This window comes from Marinobacter sp. (genome assembly GCF_039977835.1).
Classification (GTDB): domain Bacteria; phylum Pseudomonadota; class Gammaproteobacteria; order Pseudomonadales; family Oleiphilaceae; genus Marinobacter.
This window is the reverse complement of sequence record NZ_JBDWCL010000006.1, coordinates 116,117-133,249: the sequence shown is the minus strand read 5'-3', so window position 1 is coordinate 133,249 and position 17,133 is coordinate 116,117. Positions and strand designations below refer to the sequence as shown.

The window sequence follows — 17,133 nt, the reverse complement described above, 5'->3', positions numbered from 1 at the left end:
AATGTATGACACGGAACCGACAATATGAGCGCAAGCGATTCTGAACGGGTACTGATCGATATTGAGGACGGCATTGCTATCGTTACCCTGAACCGGCCGGAGAAATACAACGGCCTGGACATGCCCATGTTCGAGGCCATCACCCGGGCCGCCAGGACCCTGAAGAAAGATCGCAGTGTGCGCGCCATTATCCTGCGCGGTGCAGGAGAAGCCTTCTGTTCCGGACTGGATGTAAAAACCGTATCGAAGAACCCGGTGAATTTTCTCAAGCTGCTGATCAAGCCGGGCCGAAAAATCAGCAATCTGGCACAAGATGTGGGGTACCTCTGGCGGGACGTGCCCGCGCCCGTTATTGCCGTTACCCATGGCTACTGTTTTGGTGGCGGCTTCCAGGTGGCGCTCGGTGCCGATTTCCGGTTTTCCACCGCCGACTGTGAGTTCTCCATTATGGAAAGCAAGTGGGGTCTGATCCCGGACATGAGCCTGACCGTGACCCTGCGGGAACTGATCTCCATTGACCTGGCCAAGGAACTGACCATGACTGCCCGACGCTTCAGTGGCACGGAAGCCAAGGCCATGGGCCTGGTCAGCCGTATCAGCGATGATCCGATGACAGAAGCCCTTGCCTTCGCCCGGGAACTGGCCACCCGTTCTCCAGATGCGGTCGCCGCCAGCAAGCTGCTGTTCAACCGTGCCTGGAGCGCCCCCGACAAAGTAGCACTGGACTGGGAAACCCGACTGCAGAAAAAAGTCCTGGGGCGGGCCAACCAGCGTGTCGCGGTCGCGAGGAACTCAGGCTCTCCGGACAAACCCTACCTGGACCGCCGGGGTTTCTGAACAGCATCGAAAATTTAACGCAGGGTTGTGGTCCGACCACCCTGCAAAACCGTACTCAGGCGTCTATGCTTGCAATCAGACGGACTGCAACCTGTCTTGCCTTTAATCAAGCTGTCGGATAGGCTCTCAGGCGTCTGAATACGGGGTAATAATCAACACTCCATGTGGATCCGTTCCAGCCCCGGAGCGATCCAGCCAACTTTAACGGGCCTGACTGGAGCGCAATCTAAACATGCTACTGGCTGTGTTATCAGGGTTTTTGCTGGCGATCGTGGCACCAGCGCTGCACCGGCTAACAGGCAGGTATATCGGCTGGACACTCGCAATACTGCCCGCCAGCCTGACCGCCTACTTTGCCAGCCTCATTCCGGACGTTCAGACCCAGGGTTCACTGGTGCTGGAGTATCCGTGGATGCCGAGCCTGGACATCAGCCTGAACTTTCTGGTCGACGGCCTCTCACTCGTATTTGCCCTGCTGATCAGCGGCATCGGCACGTTTATCCTGATTTACGCGGGCGCCTACCTCGCCGGCCACAAATACCTGGCACGTTTCTTCGTGATCATGCTGTCGTTCATGGCCTCCATGCTGGGGCTTGTGCTTTCCGACAACCTGATCTCACTGTTTGTGTTCTGGGAACTCACCAGCATCACCTCGTACATGCTGATCGGCTTCAACCATGAAGACATGGAAGCCCGCAAATGTGCCCTTCAGGGCCTGTTTGTTACTGTAGCCGGGGGCCTGGCGCTGATGGCAGGTCTGATTCTTCTGGCCTTCATGGGGGGCAGCTACTCGTTGTCTGAGATCCTTGCGTCGGATTCAGCGCTCCATGAGCACGCATTCTACACCGCTGCTGTGCTCTGTATTCTGGCCGGGACATTCACCAAGTCTGCCCAGGTGCCTTTCCATTTCTGGCTGCCCAACGCCATGGCCGCGCCCACACCGGTTTCCGCGTTCCTGCACTCCGCTACCATGGTGAAAGCCGGCGTTTACCTCATGGCCCGCCTGAACCCGGCTCTGGGCGAGGGCGACCTCTGGAGCCAGGCACTGATGCTGTTTGGGGCCGCGACCATGTTCACCGGCGCTTATCTGGCCTTTAGCAGTACCGGAATCAAGAAGGTACTGGCCTATTCCACCATCATGGCCCTTGGCACGCTGACCATGCTGATTGGAGTGGGTACCGAACTGGCCCTGACCGCCTTCATCTGCTTCCTTGTGGCCCACTCCCTGTATAAGGGAGCCCTGTTCATGCTCGCCGGCGCCCTGGATCATGAAACCGGAACCAAGGACATCACCCGCATGGGCGGCCTCAGAAAGGCCATGCCGGTGACCGCGACAATCGCGTGTCTGGCGGCGTTGTCACTGGCCGGCCTCCCGCCCCTTTTCGGGTTCGTTGCCAAGGAACTGATGTTCGAGTCGCTGCTCGACTCCCCACTCTGGTCTGCCGGCCTGACCACCGCAGCCGTTGCCGCGTCCGTGCTGATCGTGGGCGTCGCCGGCCTGGTCGCCATCAAGCCTTTCTTTGGCCAGATCGGAAACATGCCGAAAACGCCCCATGAGGCACCCTTCGGCATGCTGGTGGGGCCTGCTGTACTGTCGCTGACGGCCCTGGTGTTTGGCCTGGCACCGTTCCTGCCCGAGGGAGCTCTGCTCCGGTCAGCGGTGGGTAGCGTCTATGGCGCGCCGGTGGAGACTTATCTGGCACTCTGGCATGGCGTCAATGTGCCACTGATACTGTCTATCGGCAGCCTGGTGCTTGGCCTGAGCCTGCTGGCGGGGTGGAATCGGCTGCAGCCCTCTATCTATGCCATCAATACTTCCGCTGCCCGGTTCGGCCCGGAGGCGGGTTACTTCCGCTTTATGGAAGGCATCACCATTGTCGCCGCCTGGCAAACAAGAGTGCTGCAAAATGGCGTGCTCGGCCTCTACCTGCTGTTGCTCGTGGCGGTGACCTTTGGCCTCACCGGGTACACCCTGCTGACCCATCATGGCATCAACCTGACCCTGGACCTCAGCTACAGCCACTTCTATGAATGGGGCATTGCCCTGTTACTCGTCGTTGCCGCGGTTTTTGCCAGTGCCACTCACTCGCGCCTGGGTTCTGTTGCTTCCATGGGTGTGCTCGGCTTCGGTGTCGCCCTGACCTTTATTCTGTTCAGTGCGCCTGACCTGGGTATTACCCAGTTACTGGTGGAAACGCTGACGGTGATTCTGCTGGTCCTGGTGCTGTTCAAGCTGCCGGAATTCGTCAATCTGTCGTCGCCGTTTGAACGTTACCGTGACCTGGCAGTAGCCACCTTTGCCGGAATAGTCATGACGCTTCTGATCCTGGCCGCTCTGGATGTGCAGTACTTCGAAAGCATCTCAAGCTACTACATCGAGAACAGCGCGCCGCTGGCCTATGGCCGTAACATCGTCAACGTGATCCTGGTGGATTTCCGTGCACTGGATACCCTGGGCGAAATCTTCGTTCTGTCCCTGGCGGCACTGGGCGTCCTCTCGATGATCAAACTCAAGGCGGAGGGTCAGCACAAGCCATGAAATCCAATACCCTGATTCTGCACACCGCCGCCCTTTTCATCATGCCGCTGCAACTGATGTTCTCGGTATTCCTGCTGTTCCGGGGCCACGATGAACCTGGCGGCGGCTTTATCGGAGGGCTGGTTGCCTCGGGAGCTTTTGTCCTCTACGCCTTTGCTTTCGGATCGGAACCGACGCGGCGGATTCTCCGGGTCTCACCACGGGATCTGCTGGCTGCGGGGCTGCTGTTTGCCATTGCTTCAACCATTCCCGCATTTCTGGCCGGGCAGCCCATGTTGACTGCGCATTGGTGGGAAGTGCCGTTGCCCGGCAGCGGCTACCTCAAACTGTCGACGCCGCTGATCTTTGATATCGGCGTCTACGCCGCGGTTCTGGGCACCATCATGACATTCGTGATCAACCTGATGGAGGCCGATGAATGACGCGGGGCTTCGAAACTTATTCTATATACCCGGAAGGAGGGTCGTTATGGAAAGCCTGATGGCTTATGTCGTCGGCATCCTGTTCGCGGCAGCGATTTACATGATGCTGCGTCGCTCCATCGTCAAACTGGTTATTGGTCTGATGATCCTGAGCAACGCCGCCAACCTGCTTATATTCGTGGTCTCGGGCATGACCCGGGGCGCACCACCTCTGCTCCCTGAAGGCGCCGAGGCACCAGCAGGCGCAATTGCTGATCCATTGCCCCAGGCCCTGATACTCACTGCCATCGTTATCGCCTTCGGCGTTCTGGCCTTTGCTGTAGTTCTCATACGCCGCGCGTATGAAGTTGTGGGAACCGATGACCTCGACCAGATGAAGGATACGGACACTTGAACCCGGAGCTCGCCCTACCCATTCTGATCCCGCTGATTTCCGGCGCGCTGTCCGTAGCTCTGTGGCGGTCGGTCCGCTATCAGCGCATCCTTGCGGTTCTGGCTACCGCCCTGCTCCTGGCAGCCAGCGTCTGGCTGCTGCGCTCAACCATGGAGCAGGGCTTCCTGGTGATGGAAATGGGCAGTTGGCCCGCGCCGTTCAGCATTGTGTTTGTCTCCGACATACTCAGCGCCATCATGATCGTGCTGACGGGCATAATCGGCCTGGCGATTGCGGTCTATTCACTGGCATCCACACCCAGCGGGCATGAGAAGTTCGGATACTATCCCCTTATGCACCTGCTACTGGCCGGAGTAGCGGGCTCCTTTCTGACCGGCGACATTTTCAACCTCTTCGTCTGGTTCGAGGTGATGCTGCTGGCCTCTTTTGCGCTGCTGACCCTGGGCGGCGAACGGGCGCAGATGGAAGGGGCCATCAAGTACGTAACTCTTAACCTGTTTTCCTCCGCTATTTTCCTGTCGGCGGTGGGCTTGCTTTATGGCACCGTGGGCACGCTGAACATGGCGGATATTGCCCAGAAAGTGGCAACGCTGGAAGACCCGGGGATGGTCACGGTAATTTCGATGATGTTCATGGTGTCCTTCGGTATCAAGGCAGCGGCGTTTCCACTGTTTTTCTGGTTACCGGCCTCCTACCATACCCCTCAGGTAGCTGTGTCCGCGCTGTTTGCCGGGCTGCTGACCAAGGTGGGTGTCTACGCTCTGTACCGGGTATTCACCCTGATCTTTACCCAGGATGTGGAGTACACCCATACTATCCTGTTGTGGGTGGCGACGCTGACAATGCTGACCGGTGTTCTTGGAGCCGCCGCCCAGTTCGAGTTTCGCAGAATCCTGTCGTTTCACATTGTCAGCCAGATCGGCTACATGATCCTTGGCCTCGCATTGTTTACGCCCCTGGCCATTATTGGCGGCGTGTTCTACATCATGCACCACATCATTGTTAAGACGAATCTGTTCCTGGTCAGCGGCATCACTTACCGTCTGCTGGGCAGCTATGAACTGAAAGATCTGGGCGGCCTCTACAAAGACCGACCAATGCTTGCCCTGCTGTTTCTGATCCCCGCGCTGTCACTGGCAGGCGTACCGCCCCTGTCGGGTTTCTTCGCCAAGTTCGTAGTCATTCGCGCGGGCCTGGAAACCGAAGCCTATGTTGTGACCGCCATCGCCCTGTTGGTTGGCTTGCTGACTCTCTACTCGATGATCAAAATCTGGGCCGAGGTGTTCTGGAAGAAAACACCGGAACACGTCGAGACACTGAGCGTGTTGAGGGGCGAAGTAAAACGCAGCCACAAGTGGGCCTATTACGTTCCGGTGGTCGGCCTTGCGGCCTGCACACTGTATATTGGTCTTAACGGGGAACCCATTTATGAACTGGCAGAAATGGCCGCCGACCAGTTAATGACCCCTGAACTGTATATAGAGGCAGTTCTGGGAGGTGCGCAACAATGATCGGTTTCTTCTGGAACATCATGCTGGCCCTGGCCTGGGTGGCGTTGAGCGGCAACTTCTCGGCAATGAATTTTCTGGCCGGTTTCTTCTTCGGCTATCTGGCGCTGATGGTTCTGCAAAGACAGGTACCGGTACTCAAGGGGTACTCAAGGCGCATTCCACGGGTGGTGGCATTTCTGGTGTTCTTCGTGAAGGAGCTGGTGAAAGCCAACTTCCGCGTAGCCTATGACGTCGCCACCCCGGTCTGGTACATGAAGCCGGGCGTGATCGCCTTTCGCCTCGAAGCACACACGGACGTCGAGATCATGTTCCTTAGCAGCGTGATCTCGTTGACGCCGGGCACATTGAGCCTCGACGTTTCCGACGATCGCCAGGTGCTTTTCATACACGCGATGTTTCTCCAGGATGAAGAACAGTTGCGACAGGATCTCAGGGAACTTGAGCGCCGAATCCTGAAGATCTTGCGCTGAGGAGCCAACACGTGATTCCGTTTGTTATCAATATCGTCTATTTCATGCTTTCCCTGGCGCTGCTGTTTGCGTTCATTCGTCTGACCAAGGGACCGTCGCTGCCTGACAGAGTGGTTGCCCTGGAGCTGGTAGCGTCCATCGTGGTTGGCTATGTTGGCGTTCATGCAATCGACACCGGCGTGTCGAGCCTGCTGGATGTTGCCATTGTTATCGCCCTGACCGCATTCCTGGCGGCCATCGGTTTTGCCCGCTTCCTGGAGCGAGGGGGACGCCGGAATGACTGAAATTATTGTATCCATTCTGCTTCTGGCAGGCGCTTCCTTCATGCTACTCGCCGCCGTTGGCATCCTTCGGCTTCCGGACCTGCCCACCCGCATGCATGCGTCTACCAAGGCGGGCGCCATGGGGGCCATGTTCACCATGGGCGGTGTGGCTTTCTTCTTCCTCGACAGCATCGTGTTTGCCCGCGCTTTTGCCATCGTGGTATTCATCCTGATCACCTCCCCCATCGCAGCCCACGTTATCGGCCGCGCCGGGTACTTTACCGGCACCACACTCTGGGACGGCACCGTCAAGGACGAGCTCAGAGCAAACTACGATGCCGATACACACAAACTCAGCAGTGGCTACGAGGGCAGCCCGGAGAGCGTGACACCCCCGCCAGAGCCCGAGCCACCCGAGGACCAGTAGGCTTCCTTCTGCCGCGGTTGTTTTTCACAACGTGGCAAACCAATTTCGCGTATAGTGCGCGCACCGATTATGAGGAGATGCTTTCATGCTGAAAGTGAATGAATACTTTGAGGGAAAGGCCAAATCCATTGCCTTTCAGACGTCCACCCTGCCAGCCACCGTGGGCGTGATCAGTCCGGGTGAATATGAGTTCGGCACCAGTAAGAAGGAAACCATGACCGTCATCAGCGGTGCACTTACCGTGCTGCTTCCGGGCATGGAGGAATGGATGACCTACGGTTCCGGCGAGTTTTTCGAAGTAGCCGGGCAGGCCAGCTTCAAGGCGAAGACGGACATCGACACCGCTTACCTTTGCACCTACGAATAACATCCGCCCGTCATTGCTGAAACGCGAAACGGGGACAGACAGGCCAACAACAACCTGCCGCTCCGGTTCCGCGTTTTTTTAACCGTTAAAGGTTTCCGTGGATGTAAAACTGTGTCAGATTTAGGACTCTTCTCGTTATAAATTAAACAATTGAGAATGAGGTACCGAGTTATGGCACAGACCCGCATCCTGCCACCAGCAGACAACGCCCATCAGTACCCACTGCTGATCAAGCAACTGCTGATGTCTGGCCCCAGGTACTCTCCTGACCAGGAAATTGTTTACGCCAACCGTTCAAAATACACCTATACCGATCTCGTTGAACGTATCCATCGCCTGGCAAACGCCCTGACCGATGCCGGCGTCAAACCGGGTGATACCGTTGCCGTGATGGACTGGGACACCCCCCGCTACCTGGAATGTTTCTTTGCCATTCCGATGATCGGCGCAGTACTGCATACCGTAAACGTACGCCTGTCCCCGGAACAGATCGTTTACACCATGAACCATGCAGAGGATGACGTGGTCATGGTTCATGATGACTTCCTGCCCATCCTGGAGGGCGTGAAAGACGAGATCAAAACCGTCAAAAACTACATCCAGTTGAGTGACGAGCCGAGCGCAAAATCCACGTCCCTGGCAGCCATCGGTGAATATGAAGAGCTGCTGGGCAAGGCTGGCGCTCACTTCGACTTCCCGGATTTTGACGAAAACAGCATTGCCACCACTTTTTACACCACCGGCACCACCGGGAATCCAAAGGGGGTTTTCTTCAGTCACCGGCAGCTGGTACTGCATACTCTGGCCATGACCGGCTCCCTGTCCGCCTATGATGAAATACCATTGTTACGCTCTACATCCGTGTATATGCCGGTAACACCAATGTTTCACGTACACGCCTGGGGTGTGCCCTATGCCGCCACCATGATGGGCATCAAGCAGGTTTATCCGGGTCGCTATGAGCCGGAGCTTCTGGTGGATCTGCTCAAGGAGCACAAGGTAACTTTCTCCCACTGTGTACCCACGGTGATGCAGATGATGATGGCCACCGAATCCATCAAGACTGCGGACCTGAGCAACTGGCACGTACTGATTGGTGGCAGCGCCCTCACCCGGGGGCTATGCGATGCGGGCGCCAGGCTGGGCATACGGATGTATACCGGTTACGGCATGTCGGAAACCTGTCCGCTGCTGAGTGTGACCCACCTCAAGCCGGAGGACCTGGAACTGCCGTTGGAACAGCAGACATCCAAACGCATCAAAACGGGCACCGCAGTGCCCATGGTCAGCCTTGAAATCGTTGATCCGGACGGTAAGCCGGTGCCCCACGACGGCGAAGCCAAGGGCGAAGTGGTCGCCCGCGCCCCTTGGCTTACCCAGAGCTACTTCAAAGAGCCGGAAAAAGGGGAAGAGTTGTGGCAGGGTGGCTGGCTGCACACCGGTGACGTGGCCAGTATGGAGCCGGACAACACACTGGTCATCAAGGACCGTATCAAGGACGTGATCAAGACCGGCGGTGAATGGCTGTCATCCCTGGATCTGGAAAACCTGATCAGCCAGCACCCGGCCGTTGCCGGAGCCGCAGTGGTCGGTGTGCCGGACGAGAAATGGGGCGAACGTCCCCACGCCCTGGTCACCCTGAAGCCCGGCGAGGAAGCCAGCCTGGAAGACATCCAGAGCCACCTGAAGCAATTTGTGGACGCTGGCGAAATCAACAAATGGGCCATTCCCAACCAGATTGATTTCGTCGAGGATATCCCCAAAACCAGTGTTGGAAAGATCAACAAGAAGCTGATCCGGGACCAGTTGAAGTAAGCCTCTCGATAACAGCGCACCCCATGCCCTTTCAGGGGTGTGGGGCTGTATACCCGCACCGAGCACCAGCATGTGCATTCACTTCCTCCCCTGACCTGCGCCTGAATAAAGCTCACTAGTGTAACGGCTGGCGCAACAGATTGCGTGTCAGACCATTCGCCACGGTCGTGGGAGTATCAGTGTTCAGCCACCGGCTTTTTTCACCTCCCAGCCTTTCTCCTTTAACAAGGGCACAAGAACCTCCCGCTGGTCGCCCTGAATCTCCACCACCCCGTCCTTGACGGTGCCCCCTGTTCCGCATTTGGCCTTGAGAATCTTGGCGAAGGCTTTCAGCTCCTTTTCGTCAAGCGGAATACCGGTAACAAGGGTAACCCCCTTGCCCTTGCGGCCCTTGGTTTCCCGGCTGACGCGCACAATTCCGTCGCCAGCAGGGCGGGACGGCGCCCCGCAGACACACTCATCAACCGGTTGCCGGCAACCGGGGCACATACGCCCCTGCTCAGTGGAGAACACCAGTCCTCCGGAACGGTTCTTCATAATGCCCTCTTGTTCACTACGATACCCGCCCAGGGTGTCACGCTCCCGGTGGGTACTTTTCAAACATGTCTGCGACGATTTCATCGATCAACTTGCGCCGTGACTCTGACGACTGGTTTTCGTTGAGGTAACGGCGACTGGCAGCTCGCCAGACGACGCGATCGGTGTCTGTGTCTACCAGTTCCACAACCAGCTTGCCTTCCTCTATTTCCCGGATCGGGGGCGCAGACGAAAGCCCCCAGCCAAAGTTGCCACTACCGAAACCAAATCCAAGGCCAACGCCGCTGCGTTCGAGGCGCTCTTCTTCAACAATCTGCCAGGTGACGAGCAGATCTGCCTCGCTCTGCTCTACCTTGCGCATGGACTTCCGGTTGAGTTCCCGCTCAACGGCATTTTCGATTCGGCCACCGTCGAGTGACATGAAATTCTCACCCTCACCCTTTGGCGCAAACGCCCAGGACGCGTAATTGCCGAAAACCGCTCCGGAATCATAATCCGTTACAACGTTGCTTGCGCACCCGGCCAAAGCCAACATCAACAAGGAAACAAGGATAACTCTCATGATTACATCTGCCCCTCTTCATAGTGTCTGTGTTCAGTATACGCACAGTAGACGCGCGGAGTTTCGGTAAACGTTCCCTAGCTTTCAAAACTGTAATCCATTCCGCGGGCGTCACAAAATGCGCGGAGATCACCATTCCTGTCTACAGGCATGGTGATCTCCGCTGCCACCCGCGTACTGTAGTCGACCCGTTCTACCCGGGCGCCATTCTGATCGCACCAGTGTCTGAGCGCCTGTTCATCGCCGAAGGTCATGGTAATGGTCACGCGCGATAACGGTTGCTGGATCACGCGGTCCACTGCAGACAGCACCGCCTCGGTGGCGCCGGCATACGCTCTCACAAGGCCTCCTGCACCCAGCTTGACACCACCGAAGTACCGGATGACCAACACCAGTACATCTCCCATATCCTTGTGCTGGATCACGCCGAGGATAGGCTTCCCAGCGGTTCCGGATGGCTCGCCGTCATCATTCATGGCGGCTTCGGCAGCCGCGCCCGGCCGGCCGATCTGATAGGCCCAACAGATATGACGGGCATCGGGGTGGTCCTTATGGGCCTGCGCAAGCCAGGTCTTGACCTCATCCCGGGACGTAACCGGTACAACCCGGGCTATAAACCGGCTCTTTTTCACTTCGGTTTCCCGCTCCAGGAAGCCTGCCGGCACTGGATAATCCCTGGACATGGGCGCCTCAGTTCGTTCCGGTGAAGACGGGCAGCCGCAACAGGACCACGAGGCCACCGGGCTCCGCGTTATAGGCATCGATCTGGCCGTCGTGAATGGCCACGATATCCCGGGCGATGGCAAGACCAAGCCCCCAACCCTTGCCGCCACGGGACTTGTCAGCACGGTAGAAGGGCTCGAACAGATGGGGTAACACGTCATCCGGAACTCCCGGCCCCTCGTCGCGAATCTCCAGGACCAGTTGCTGGTGCTCCGAAAGCATAGCCACATGTACTCTCCTGCCCGGAGGAGTGTGATCCAGTGCGTTCTGCAGGATGTTGTCGAACGCCCGCTGCAGCAGCCCCCGGTCTCCCAGCACAGAGGCATGCCTGCAATCCGGGCTGATGGTCAGCAGGCAGTCAACACCCCGGTGTTCGGCATAATCGGCGGCATCCCTGAGCACATCGTTGATGACCCTTACCGGCTGAACCCCGTCACGCTGGATGTCTCCGCCCTGTTCGGAGACCCGGTAAAGGGTCAGTATCTGCGATGTCATGGCTTCCAGGCGCTCGTTCTGGCGCAGAATCGAGGCCATCAGATCCTCGTCCGCGCCACTTTCACTGGCCAGCTCAATGGCAATCCGTTGTCGCGTCAACGGTGTTCGCAGGTCGTGGGAGATATCCCTCAATAGGTGGGTCTGGCGATCCAGCAGGTTGCAGAGCTGCTCTGTCATGGCGTTAAAGGCCGTGGCAAGCGCGCCTACTTCATCCCGACGACTGGCGATGCCTTCGCTGACACGCAAGGTATTATCCCCGCCAGCAATGGCCCGAGCCGTTGATTCCATGTGCTTCAGGGGGCGTGACACCAGTCGTGCTACCCATACGCAAGCCAGGGTTATGATCACAAAAGCCAGGCCGAGCTCCAGCCACTGAAAAATCCGGGGGCTCAGCCAAGCGTCGCCATTCAGGCGTGGCCAGGCAACAAGCCGGTAGTCATCGGCCACCTCGATAACAGCAGGCCGCTGCTGATACCAACCGACAGATTCCATGCGTTCCCGGATGGATTCGGGCAGGCTGCCGTCATCGTTGTCTGCCTCAATGAGGAACAAGTGCAGATCCAGTTCGCTGCCACGCTCTTTCAGGAAACGCCAGGCGTCGCCCCGGCTCTGGTTTTCACGCACCGCCAACGCCTCGACTGCAAGTTCCTGCAAACCTGCCTGGCGTTCGATTGCCTGCCTCTCACGATCTTTCAGGGTGTAGGTCACCAGGTTCCCGACAATCATTGTCAGAGCCATGGCAAGCCATATGGAAATGAATATCCGCCAGAACAGCGGGAATCTAAGCCCCCTTCTCACGTTGGCACCCGGTAGCTGTACCCGAGCCCTCGCACTGTTTCAATTCGTGGCGGATCATCATTCCCCAGTTTCTTTCGCAGATTGCTGATATGCATATCCAGTGTGCGATCATAAGCTTCCAGGCGGCGCCCCAGCGCCCACTGCATCAGGTCCGTCTTTCTCACCACACTGCCGGCATGGGCCAGCAACACCTGTAACACCTCGTACTCGGTGGCAGTAAGGTCCAGCGCTTCATCGTTCTGGAAGATCCGCCGGTGTACGGGCTCCACCCTCAGATCACCATAGGTTCTCGACTCGTCCAGCCCGACTTGCTGATCCCACGCTACCCGCCTGAGCAGCGCCTGCAGCCGGGCAATAAGTTCACGGGGGTTGCAGGGTTTGGGGATGTAGTCGTCTGCGCCAACCTCAAACCCCACGATGCGGTCTGTCTCGTCACCGCGGGCGGTCAGCAGTACAACGGGAAGATGAGTTTTTGCCCGTAACTGGCGCAACACTTCCAGCCCGTTGATATCCGGCAGCATGATATCCAGCACCACGATATCGCAGTGCTGCCCCATGGCCAGTGACAGTCCATCCTGACCATTGGAGGCTTCACGCACGGTAAAGCCCTGATTGGCCAGATAGCGGGACAGGAGTTCCCGCAGTTCCTCGTCGTCTTCAACCAACAGCACCCGGTTCTGCATGGCAATCCTCCGTCGTAACTGGCTGCAGTCTACCACGTCACTGAAAGGAGCCTGTTTTGTAACATTTTTCTTTGCATAACCTTTACACGCTGCTGTCGTGCCTCCCAAATCAACTGACCAACAGAAATTTAACCCTCTATCAATGATCGGGGACAGGAATGTAACGTATGGTAGTGCATCAACTTATGAGCAGCCCAGACCATGCCAGAACCCGGTAGCCCAGAACTGACAATCCATGCGGCCCGATCTATCTGCGAGATTCCCCCGGACGACTGGAACCGGTTCGCAGGCAACGACACCCCGTTTCTTCGCCATGACTTTCTGCTGGCACTGGAAGCATCCGGAAGTACAACCGCTGCCACAGGGTGGAGCCCGTCTCACCTGATGATATACCTGCAGGACAGACTTGCAGGCGTGATACCCGGGTACCTGAAAACCCACTCCATGGGGGAATATGTTTTCGACTGGGCCTGGGCCGAGGCCTATCAGCGTTATGGCGTAGGTTACTACCCCAAACTGCTGATGGCTGTTCCATTTACTCCTTGCCAGGGGCCGAGGCTGCTGTTTTCCGAGGAGTTACGCCAGTGGATGACACCGGAACGCATTCATCAGGTGCTAGATGAAGTCACCGAGGAGCTCGGTGCCCATTCATGGCATCTGCTATTTCCGGACAGGCGGGATCAGGAACTGCTGAATATGCCGAAGGCACTTCACCGGATCGGCTGCCAGTTCCACTGGCATAACTGGGGGTATCAGACGTTCGACGAGTTCCTGGCGAGGCTGACGTCGCGAAAGCGTAAATCCATTCGGAAGGAACGAAGGCTGGTGGCGGATCAGGGCATTACTTTCCGGCATTTTTCAGGCACGGACATGCCCGATCACGTCATCTCGACATTCTATGTTTTTTACCAGGCCACCTATCTGAAGCGGGGGCAGAGGCCCTATCTGAACAAAGAATTCTTTCAGCAACTGAAGGAAAGACAACCAGAGCAGCTTCACATTATTATGGCCGCCAGAAACGAGCAAATGATTGCGGGTGCACTGTTTCTCCAGGGCGGTGATACCCTCTACGGCCGCTACTGGGGCTGCCTGGAGGAATTCGACCATCTACATTTTGAAACCTGTTACTATCAGGGGATCGAGCTGGCCATTGAGCAGGCACTGACACGTTTCGACGCCGGTGCACAGGGAGAGCATAAACTGGTTCGGGGCTTCGAGCCGGTTATAACTCACTCCTGGCACGGCATACTTCATCCCGGTTTCCGCGACCCTATCGCCAGGTTTGCCCGGGAAGAAGCGGAGCATGTGATGACCTATGCCGAGGATGCTCGGGCGGTACTGCCTTTCAGGCAAGTCGAGCCGAACCAGTAGCAGACCTCACGATATTACTGACATTTAACGGAGCGGGCAGCCATATGGAACCGGACAAGCTTTTCGACTTTTTCAGCGGCAATCACGTCATTCTCCTGGTCGCTGTTGCAGCGCTGATTGTTGCCATCATTTCAGTGTTCTCCAGCACCACAGCCAGGCGCAAGCTGGCTGACCGGGTCGACTCGATAAAACTGCGGGTGGACAGCCTGTGGACCGACATGGATGAACTTCGGGTATCGCATTTCAACGGCCCCAGAGCGAGCGGCGGCGGCACCGACACCACGGCCAGCGAGCGATTCTCGGCGGAGAAAGCCGCCTACGAAGCCATCTGGCCGCTGGTCTGGTCACTGCACGACAAACTTGGCATGTTTCTCAGGGCGGTAGAGGCTGACGATCAGGCCGGCGAGCTTCGGCTAGAGGCACGAAATGCGGCGCTGACCGCCCGCAGTACCCTGAATCGGGTGCGGCCCTTCTGCCACGGTGAAATTGACGAACTCATCACCCAACTGATTGATAACCAGATAAAAGCACATCTGGCCGCCTGTCAGTACATGGATTTGCGTAAAGACTCCCTGTCGTCAAGCTCCAATCATGAAAGGGCCGTACAGAAAGAGAAATTCCGCATGCTCTATGATGGCCAGTCCAAGGAAATGCTGGACCAGCTGGTTTCCATCATCAGGCGCAGGATGCTTCAGTAGTGTCCGGAAGAGACCTTGTCAGGCGCTTCTGATCTTTTCCAGAGTATCCCGCTGCAACGCTTTCAGAAAGTCACTGATTTCGACCGGCACCTTGCTGATGGGAGCCAGGGAACGAAACCGCTCCGGCAGGCTGGCAATTGCCTCGCTGGCATTACGAACCTGATCATCCAGCGGCTCTATGGCGCCCTCAATTATCCGCCCCTGCTTCATCACCGGTTTAAGCAGGGGTGTGCCGTCATAGACCTCATCCCTGCCACTGACAACGTCCTGGACGATCTCGCCGTCCGGCCCCAAACGCCGGTAAATCTGTTTCGGCCCCGGGAACGACTGCTTGCCCGGTGAATTCTTCATACGCGGGAGACTGCCATATTCCGTCAGCTTGAAGGCAAGTTCCAGTGCTGGCGCATCGTTCGAAACCCCGATGGCGGAGCCCACTCCGAAACCATCGATGGGCGCTGCGGATGAGAGCAGCTCGGCAATTCCATATTCATCCAGACCGCCACTTGCCATTATTTTTATGTCAGTCAGGCCCGCTTCGTCCAACATGGTCCGGCAGTCGGTGGCTTCTGCGGCAAGGTCTCCGGAATCCAGGCGAATACCGCCAATACTCACCTCCGGGTTGCTCTTCAGCCAGGCGATGATTGCCCTGACAGCCGTGCGGGTATCGTATGTATCAACCAGCAGCGTTGTTCCCGGATAAAGATCGGCATAAACCCGGAACGCTGCCTGTTCATCCTTGCATGCCTGCACAAAGCTGTGAGCCATGGTGCCGTAGACGGGCATATTGAAATCCAGGCCGGCCAGAATATTGCTGGTGCCTGTCAGGCCAGCCAGGCGGTAAGCACGCACGGCACGGTGAGCCGCATCCAGCCCATGGGTCCTGCGCAGGCCAAAATCGACCACTGGACGTCCCTGGGCTGCGAATGTCAGTCTGACGGCCTTCGAAGCCAGCACGGATTCGAGATGCACGTAGTTCATCACCAGGCTTTCGAGCAGCTGTACCTCAGCGATCGGACCTTCAATTTCTAACAGAGGCTCTTGGGGAAACAGGGGCGTACCCTCCGGTACGGCATATACCGACCCACTGAACCGGAAGCCCCGCAGCCAGTCGAGAAACTCCGGGCGGAACCGGTCAAGGGAAGCCAGCCGCTCAATGTGCTCATCGGTGAAGCGCAGGGACTCAATGATGGACACAACGCTCCGTTGTCCGCAGGCGAGGACAAAGTTCCGGTTATCCGGAAGTGCACGAAAGAACAGGCTGAACACCGCCGTGTCGTCCATGCCCTCGGCCCAGTAAGCCTGGGCCATGGCCAGTTCGTAGAGGTCCACCATCAGTGACAGGTCACCCTCTCTGACAAGCGGCGGTTGTTTCAGCACAGGTCAGCTCCCTCCTCTTTCAGTTCCTCAAGGACAGCAGGCGCCTCATCGGCTTTGACCGCGCGGGTGCCATCGGTAATAAGTTCGACTTCAAAACCGTGTGTCAATGCATCCTTCACCGTTGCCTGAACACAAACGTCAAGTGCCAGGCCCGCCACAAACAGGCGATGTATGCCGTGACGGCGAAGATAACTGTCGAGCTGGGTGCCGTCGAAAGCAGAGTAGGCGTCTGTATCGAACGCCGTTCCCTTGCTGACTCTGATCGCGGACTCCGGAAGCTGCATTTCCGGATGGAATTCAGCGCCCCGGCTGTCCTGAACGCAATGGACCGGCCAGGGGCCGCCACGATCCTCGAAGCTTATGTGATCAACGGTGTGCCAGTCACGGCTGGCAATGATTGGCCAACCTGTCTCCTGCGCTTTGCTGATCCACTGATTGATGGCGGGAAAGATCTCACCACTGCCGGGAACAGCCAGACTGCCGCCTTCGCAGAAGTCGTTCTGAACATCAACCAGTAACAGAGCATTCGGTCCAGTACCCATAAGACTGCCTCCCATGGTTTTACCAGAAACAGATGTTCGCTCAGATCACCGGATGTCAGCTTCCCTCAATCCGGAAGCCTATTTTAAGCACGACCTGATAATGTCCGACTTTACCATCAGCAACATGGCCGCGGGTTTCCTGTACTTCAAACCACTCGATGTTCCGAAGGTTCTTGCTGCATTCGGCGATCGCATTTTCGATGGCGTCCTCGATGCTTTTCTTCGAAGACCCAACGACTTCCACCTTCTTGTAAACATGATGGTCGGACATAGCACCTCCTGATATAAGGCTGTGTATAGTC

The 17,133-nt window shown here is 57.3% G+C and carries 20 protein-coding genes; 12 read left to right on the top strand and 8 right to left on the bottom strand.

The annotated features are described in order from the left end of the window. Positions 1-24 precede the first annotated feature (24 nt). The 10 genes from ABJM11_RS02990 to ABJM11_RS02945 all read left to right on the top strand — a co-directional run bounded on the left by ABJM11_RS02990 (position 25) and on the right by ABJM11_RS02945 (position 9,045). Positions 25-837 carry a crotonase/enoyl-CoA hydratase family protein gene (locus tag ABJM11_RS02990; RefSeq protein ID WP_348294738.1) on the top strand — a complete coding sequence of 271 codons (813 nt, stop codon included), beginning with the start codon at positions 25-27 and terminating at the stop codon, positions 835-837. Positions 838-1,069: 232 nt separating this feature from the next. Then, positions 1,070-3,376 (top strand): putative monovalent cation/H+ antiporter subunit A, encoded by a 2,307-nt coding sequence (locus ABJM11_RS02985; RefSeq protein WP_348294740.1) that lies wholly within the window; start codon positions 1,070-1,072, stop codon positions 3,374-3,376. Continuing rightward, positions 3,373-3,798, top strand: coding sequence for a Na+/H+ antiporter subunit B (locus ABJM11_RS02980; RefSeq protein WP_348294742.1), 426 nt, complete (start codon positions 3,373-3,375; stop codon positions 3,796-3,798). Before ABJM11_RS02985 ends, ABJM11_RS02980 begins: the two co-directional genes overlap by 4 nt. Positions 3,799-3,844: 46 nt before the next feature. Further along, complete coding sequence (locus ABJM11_RS02975) at positions 3,845-4,192, top strand: Na+/H+ antiporter subunit C (RefSeq protein ID WP_027832816.1); 348 nt, start codon at positions 3,845-3,847, stop codon at positions 4,190-4,192. After that, positions 4,189-5,703, top strand: coding sequence for a Na+/H+ antiporter subunit D (locus ABJM11_RS02970; protein ID WP_348294745.1), 1,515 nt, complete (start codon positions 4,189-4,191; stop codon positions 5,701-5,703). The genes ABJM11_RS02975 and ABJM11_RS02970 overlap by 4 nt, the downstream gene beginning before the upstream one ends. Further along, positions 5,700-6,173: a Na+/H+ antiporter subunit E gene (locus tag ABJM11_RS02965; protein ID WP_348294747.1), complete on the top strand. Its 474-nt coding sequence runs from the start codon at positions 5,700-5,702 to the stop codon at positions 6,171-6,173. Before ABJM11_RS02970 ends, ABJM11_RS02965 begins: the two co-directional genes overlap by 4 nt. A gap of 11 nt (positions 6,174-6,184) precedes the next feature. Continuing rightward, a complete protein-coding gene (locus ABJM11_RS02960; RefSeq protein WP_348294748.1) occupies positions 6,185-6,457 on the top strand; it encodes a monovalent cation/H+ antiporter complex subunit F in 273 nt (90 codons plus the stop codon). Continuing rightward, entirely contained in the window at positions 6,450-6,863 is a 414-nt protein-coding gene (mnhG, locus tag ABJM11_RS02955) for a monovalent cation/H(+) antiporter subunit G (protein ID WP_348294749.1), read from the top strand. Before ABJM11_RS02960 ends, mnhG begins: the two co-directional genes overlap by 8 nt. 85 nt (positions 6,864-6,948) lie before the next feature. Further along, on the top strand, positions 6,949-7,230 hold the full coding sequence (locus tag ABJM11_RS02950; protein ID WP_348294751.1) for a pyrimidine/purine nucleoside phosphorylase: 282 nt from the start codon (positions 6,949-6,951) through the stop codon (positions 7,228-7,230). Positions 7,231-7,401: 171 nt separating this feature from the next. Beyond that, the gene (locus ABJM11_RS02945) at positions 7,402-9,045 is read left to right on the top strand and encodes a fatty acid--CoA ligase (protein ID WP_348294753.1); all 1,644 of its coding nucleotides are present in this window, start codon (positions 7,402-7,404) and stop codon (positions 9,043-9,045) included. A gap of 183 nt (positions 9,046-9,228) precedes the next feature. Here the strand turns inward: ABJM11_RS02945 and ABJM11_RS02940 are convergent, their stop codons facing one another. The 5 genes from ABJM11_RS02940 to ABJM11_RS02920 all read right to left on the bottom strand — a co-directional run bounded on the left by ABJM11_RS02940 (position 9,229) and on the right by ABJM11_RS02920 (position 12,843). Then, a complete protein-coding gene (locus tag ABJM11_RS02940; protein WP_348294756.1) occupies positions 9,229-9,582 on the bottom strand; it encodes a translation initiation factor Sui1 in 354 nt (117 codons plus the stop codon). Between the two features lie 37 nt (positions 9,583-9,619). After that, on the bottom strand, positions 9,620-10,144 hold the full coding sequence (locus ABJM11_RS02935; RefSeq protein ID WP_348294758.1) for a DUF4136 domain-containing protein: 525 nt from the start codon (positions 10,142-10,144) through the stop codon (positions 9,620-9,622). A 77-nt stretch (positions 10,145-10,221) separates the two neighbouring features. Beyond that, positions 10,222-10,827, bottom strand: coding sequence for a YigZ family protein (locus tag ABJM11_RS02930; RefSeq protein ID WP_348300482.1), 606 nt, complete (start codon positions 10,825-10,827; stop codon positions 10,222-10,224). Between the two features lie 7 nt (positions 10,828-10,834). Beyond that, positions 10,835-12,160 carry a HAMP domain-containing sensor histidine kinase gene (locus tag ABJM11_RS02925; RefSeq protein WP_348294761.1) on the bottom strand — a complete coding sequence of 442 codons (1,326 nt, stop codon included), beginning with the start codon at positions 12,158-12,160 and terminating at the stop codon, positions 10,835-10,837. Continuing rightward, on the bottom strand, positions 12,157-12,843 hold the full coding sequence (locus tag ABJM11_RS02920) for a response regulator transcription factor (RefSeq protein WP_348294763.1): 687 nt from the start codon (positions 12,841-12,843) through the stop codon (positions 12,157-12,159). The genes ABJM11_RS02925 and ABJM11_RS02920 overlap by 4 nt, the downstream gene beginning before the upstream one ends. A 201-nt stretch (positions 12,844-13,044) precedes the next feature. Between ABJM11_RS02920 and ABJM11_RS02915 the strand changes: the two genes are divergently transcribed. Continuing rightward, positions 13,045-14,214 carry a GNAT family N-acetyltransferase gene (locus ABJM11_RS02915; RefSeq protein WP_348294764.1) on the top strand — a complete coding sequence of 390 codons (1,170 nt, stop codon included), beginning with the start codon at positions 13,045-13,047 and terminating at the stop codon, positions 14,212-14,214. A gap of 44 nt (positions 14,215-14,258) precedes the next feature. After that, positions 14,259-14,912 carry a hypothetical protein gene (locus tag ABJM11_RS02910; RefSeq protein ID WP_348294766.1) on the top strand — a complete coding sequence of 218 codons (654 nt, stop codon included), beginning with the start codon at positions 14,259-14,261 and terminating at the stop codon, positions 14,910-14,912. Positions 14,913-14,930: 18 nt separating this feature from the next. Here the strand turns inward: ABJM11_RS02910 and ABJM11_RS02905 are convergent, their stop codons facing one another. The 3 genes from ABJM11_RS02905 to ABJM11_RS02895 are packed head-to-tail and all read right to left on the bottom strand — an operon-like array spanning position 14,931 to position 17,102. Next, on the bottom strand, positions 14,931-16,289 hold the full coding sequence (locus ABJM11_RS02905; protein ID WP_348294767.1) for a nicotinate phosphoribosyltransferase: 1,359 nt from the start codon (positions 16,287-16,289) through the stop codon (positions 14,931-14,933). Further along, positions 16,283-16,831, bottom strand: coding sequence for an isochorismatase family protein (locus ABJM11_RS02900; RefSeq protein ID WP_348294769.1), 549 nt, complete (start codon positions 16,829-16,831; stop codon positions 16,283-16,285). Before ABJM11_RS02900 ends, ABJM11_RS02905 begins: the two co-directional genes overlap by 7 nt. A 55-nt stretch (positions 16,832-16,886) precedes the next feature. Beyond that, positions 16,887-17,102, bottom strand: coding sequence for a dodecin (locus tag ABJM11_RS02895; protein WP_348294770.1), 216 nt, complete (start codon positions 17,100-17,102; stop codon positions 16,887-16,889). Positions 17,103-17,133 lie beyond the last annotated feature (31 nt).

Excerpts from the sequence above, each read along its gene's own strand:
- ABJM11_RS02990 (WP_348294738.1), top strand. The coding sequence starts at position 25 with ATGAGCGCAAGCGATTCTGAACGGGTACTGATCGATATTGAGGACGGC.
- ABJM11_RS02985 (WP_348294740.1), top strand. The coding sequence starts at position 1,070 with ATGCTACTGGCTGTGTTATCAGGGTTTTTGCTGGCGATCGTGGCACCA.
- ABJM11_RS02980 (WP_348294742.1), top strand. The coding sequence starts at position 3,373 with ATGAAATCCAATACCCTGATTCTGCACACCGCCGCCCTTTTCATCATG.
- ABJM11_RS02975 (WP_027832816.1), top strand. The coding sequence starts at position 3,845 with ATGGAAAGCCTGATGGCTTATGTCGTCGGCATCCTGTTCGCGGCAGCG.
- ABJM11_RS02965 (WP_348294747.1), top strand. The coding sequence starts at position 5,700 with ATGATCGGTTTCTTCTGGAACATCATGCTGGCCCTGGCCTGGGTGGCG.
- mnhG (WP_348294749.1), top strand. The coding sequence starts at position 6,450 with ATGACTGAAATTATTGTATCCATTCTGCTTCTGGCAGGCGCTTCCTTC.
- ABJM11_RS02950 (WP_348294751.1), top strand. The coding sequence starts at position 6,949 with ATGCTGAAAGTGAATGAATACTTTGAGGGAAAGGCCAAATCCATTGCC.
- ABJM11_RS02945 (WP_348294753.1), top strand. The coding sequence starts at position 7,402 with ATGGCACAGACCCGCATCCTGCCACCAGCAGACAACGCCCATCAGTAC.
- ABJM11_RS02940 (WP_348294756.1), bottom strand. The coding sequence starts at position 9,582 with ATGAAGAACCGTTCCGGAGGACTGGTGTTCTCCACTGAGCAGGGGCGT.
- ABJM11_RS02935 (WP_348294758.1), bottom strand. The coding sequence starts at position 10,144 with ATGAGAGTTATCCTTGTTTCCTTGTTGATGTTGGCTTTGGCCGGGTGC.
- ABJM11_RS02930 (WP_348300482.1), bottom strand. The coding sequence starts at position 10,827 with ATGTCCAGGGATTATCCAGTGCCGGCAGGCTTCCTGGAGCGGGAAACC.
- ABJM11_RS02920 (WP_348294763.1), bottom strand. The coding sequence starts at position 12,843 with ATGCAGAACCGGGTGCTGTTGGTTGAAGACGACGAGGAACTGCGGGAA.
- ABJM11_RS02915 (WP_348294764.1), top strand. The coding sequence starts at position 13,045 with ATGCCAGAACCCGGTAGCCCAGAACTGACAATCCATGCGGCCCGATCT.
- ABJM11_RS02910 (WP_348294766.1), top strand. The coding sequence starts at position 14,259 with ATGGAACCGGACAAGCTTTTCGACTTTTTCAGCGGCAATCACGTCATT.
- ABJM11_RS02900 (WP_348294769.1), bottom strand. The coding sequence starts at position 16,831 with ATGGGTACTGGACCGAATGCTCTGTTACTGGTTGATGTTCAGAACGAC.
- ABJM11_RS02895 (WP_348294770.1), bottom strand. The coding sequence starts at position 17,102 with ATGTCCGACCATCATGTTTACAAGAAGGTGGAAGTCGTTGGGTCTTCG.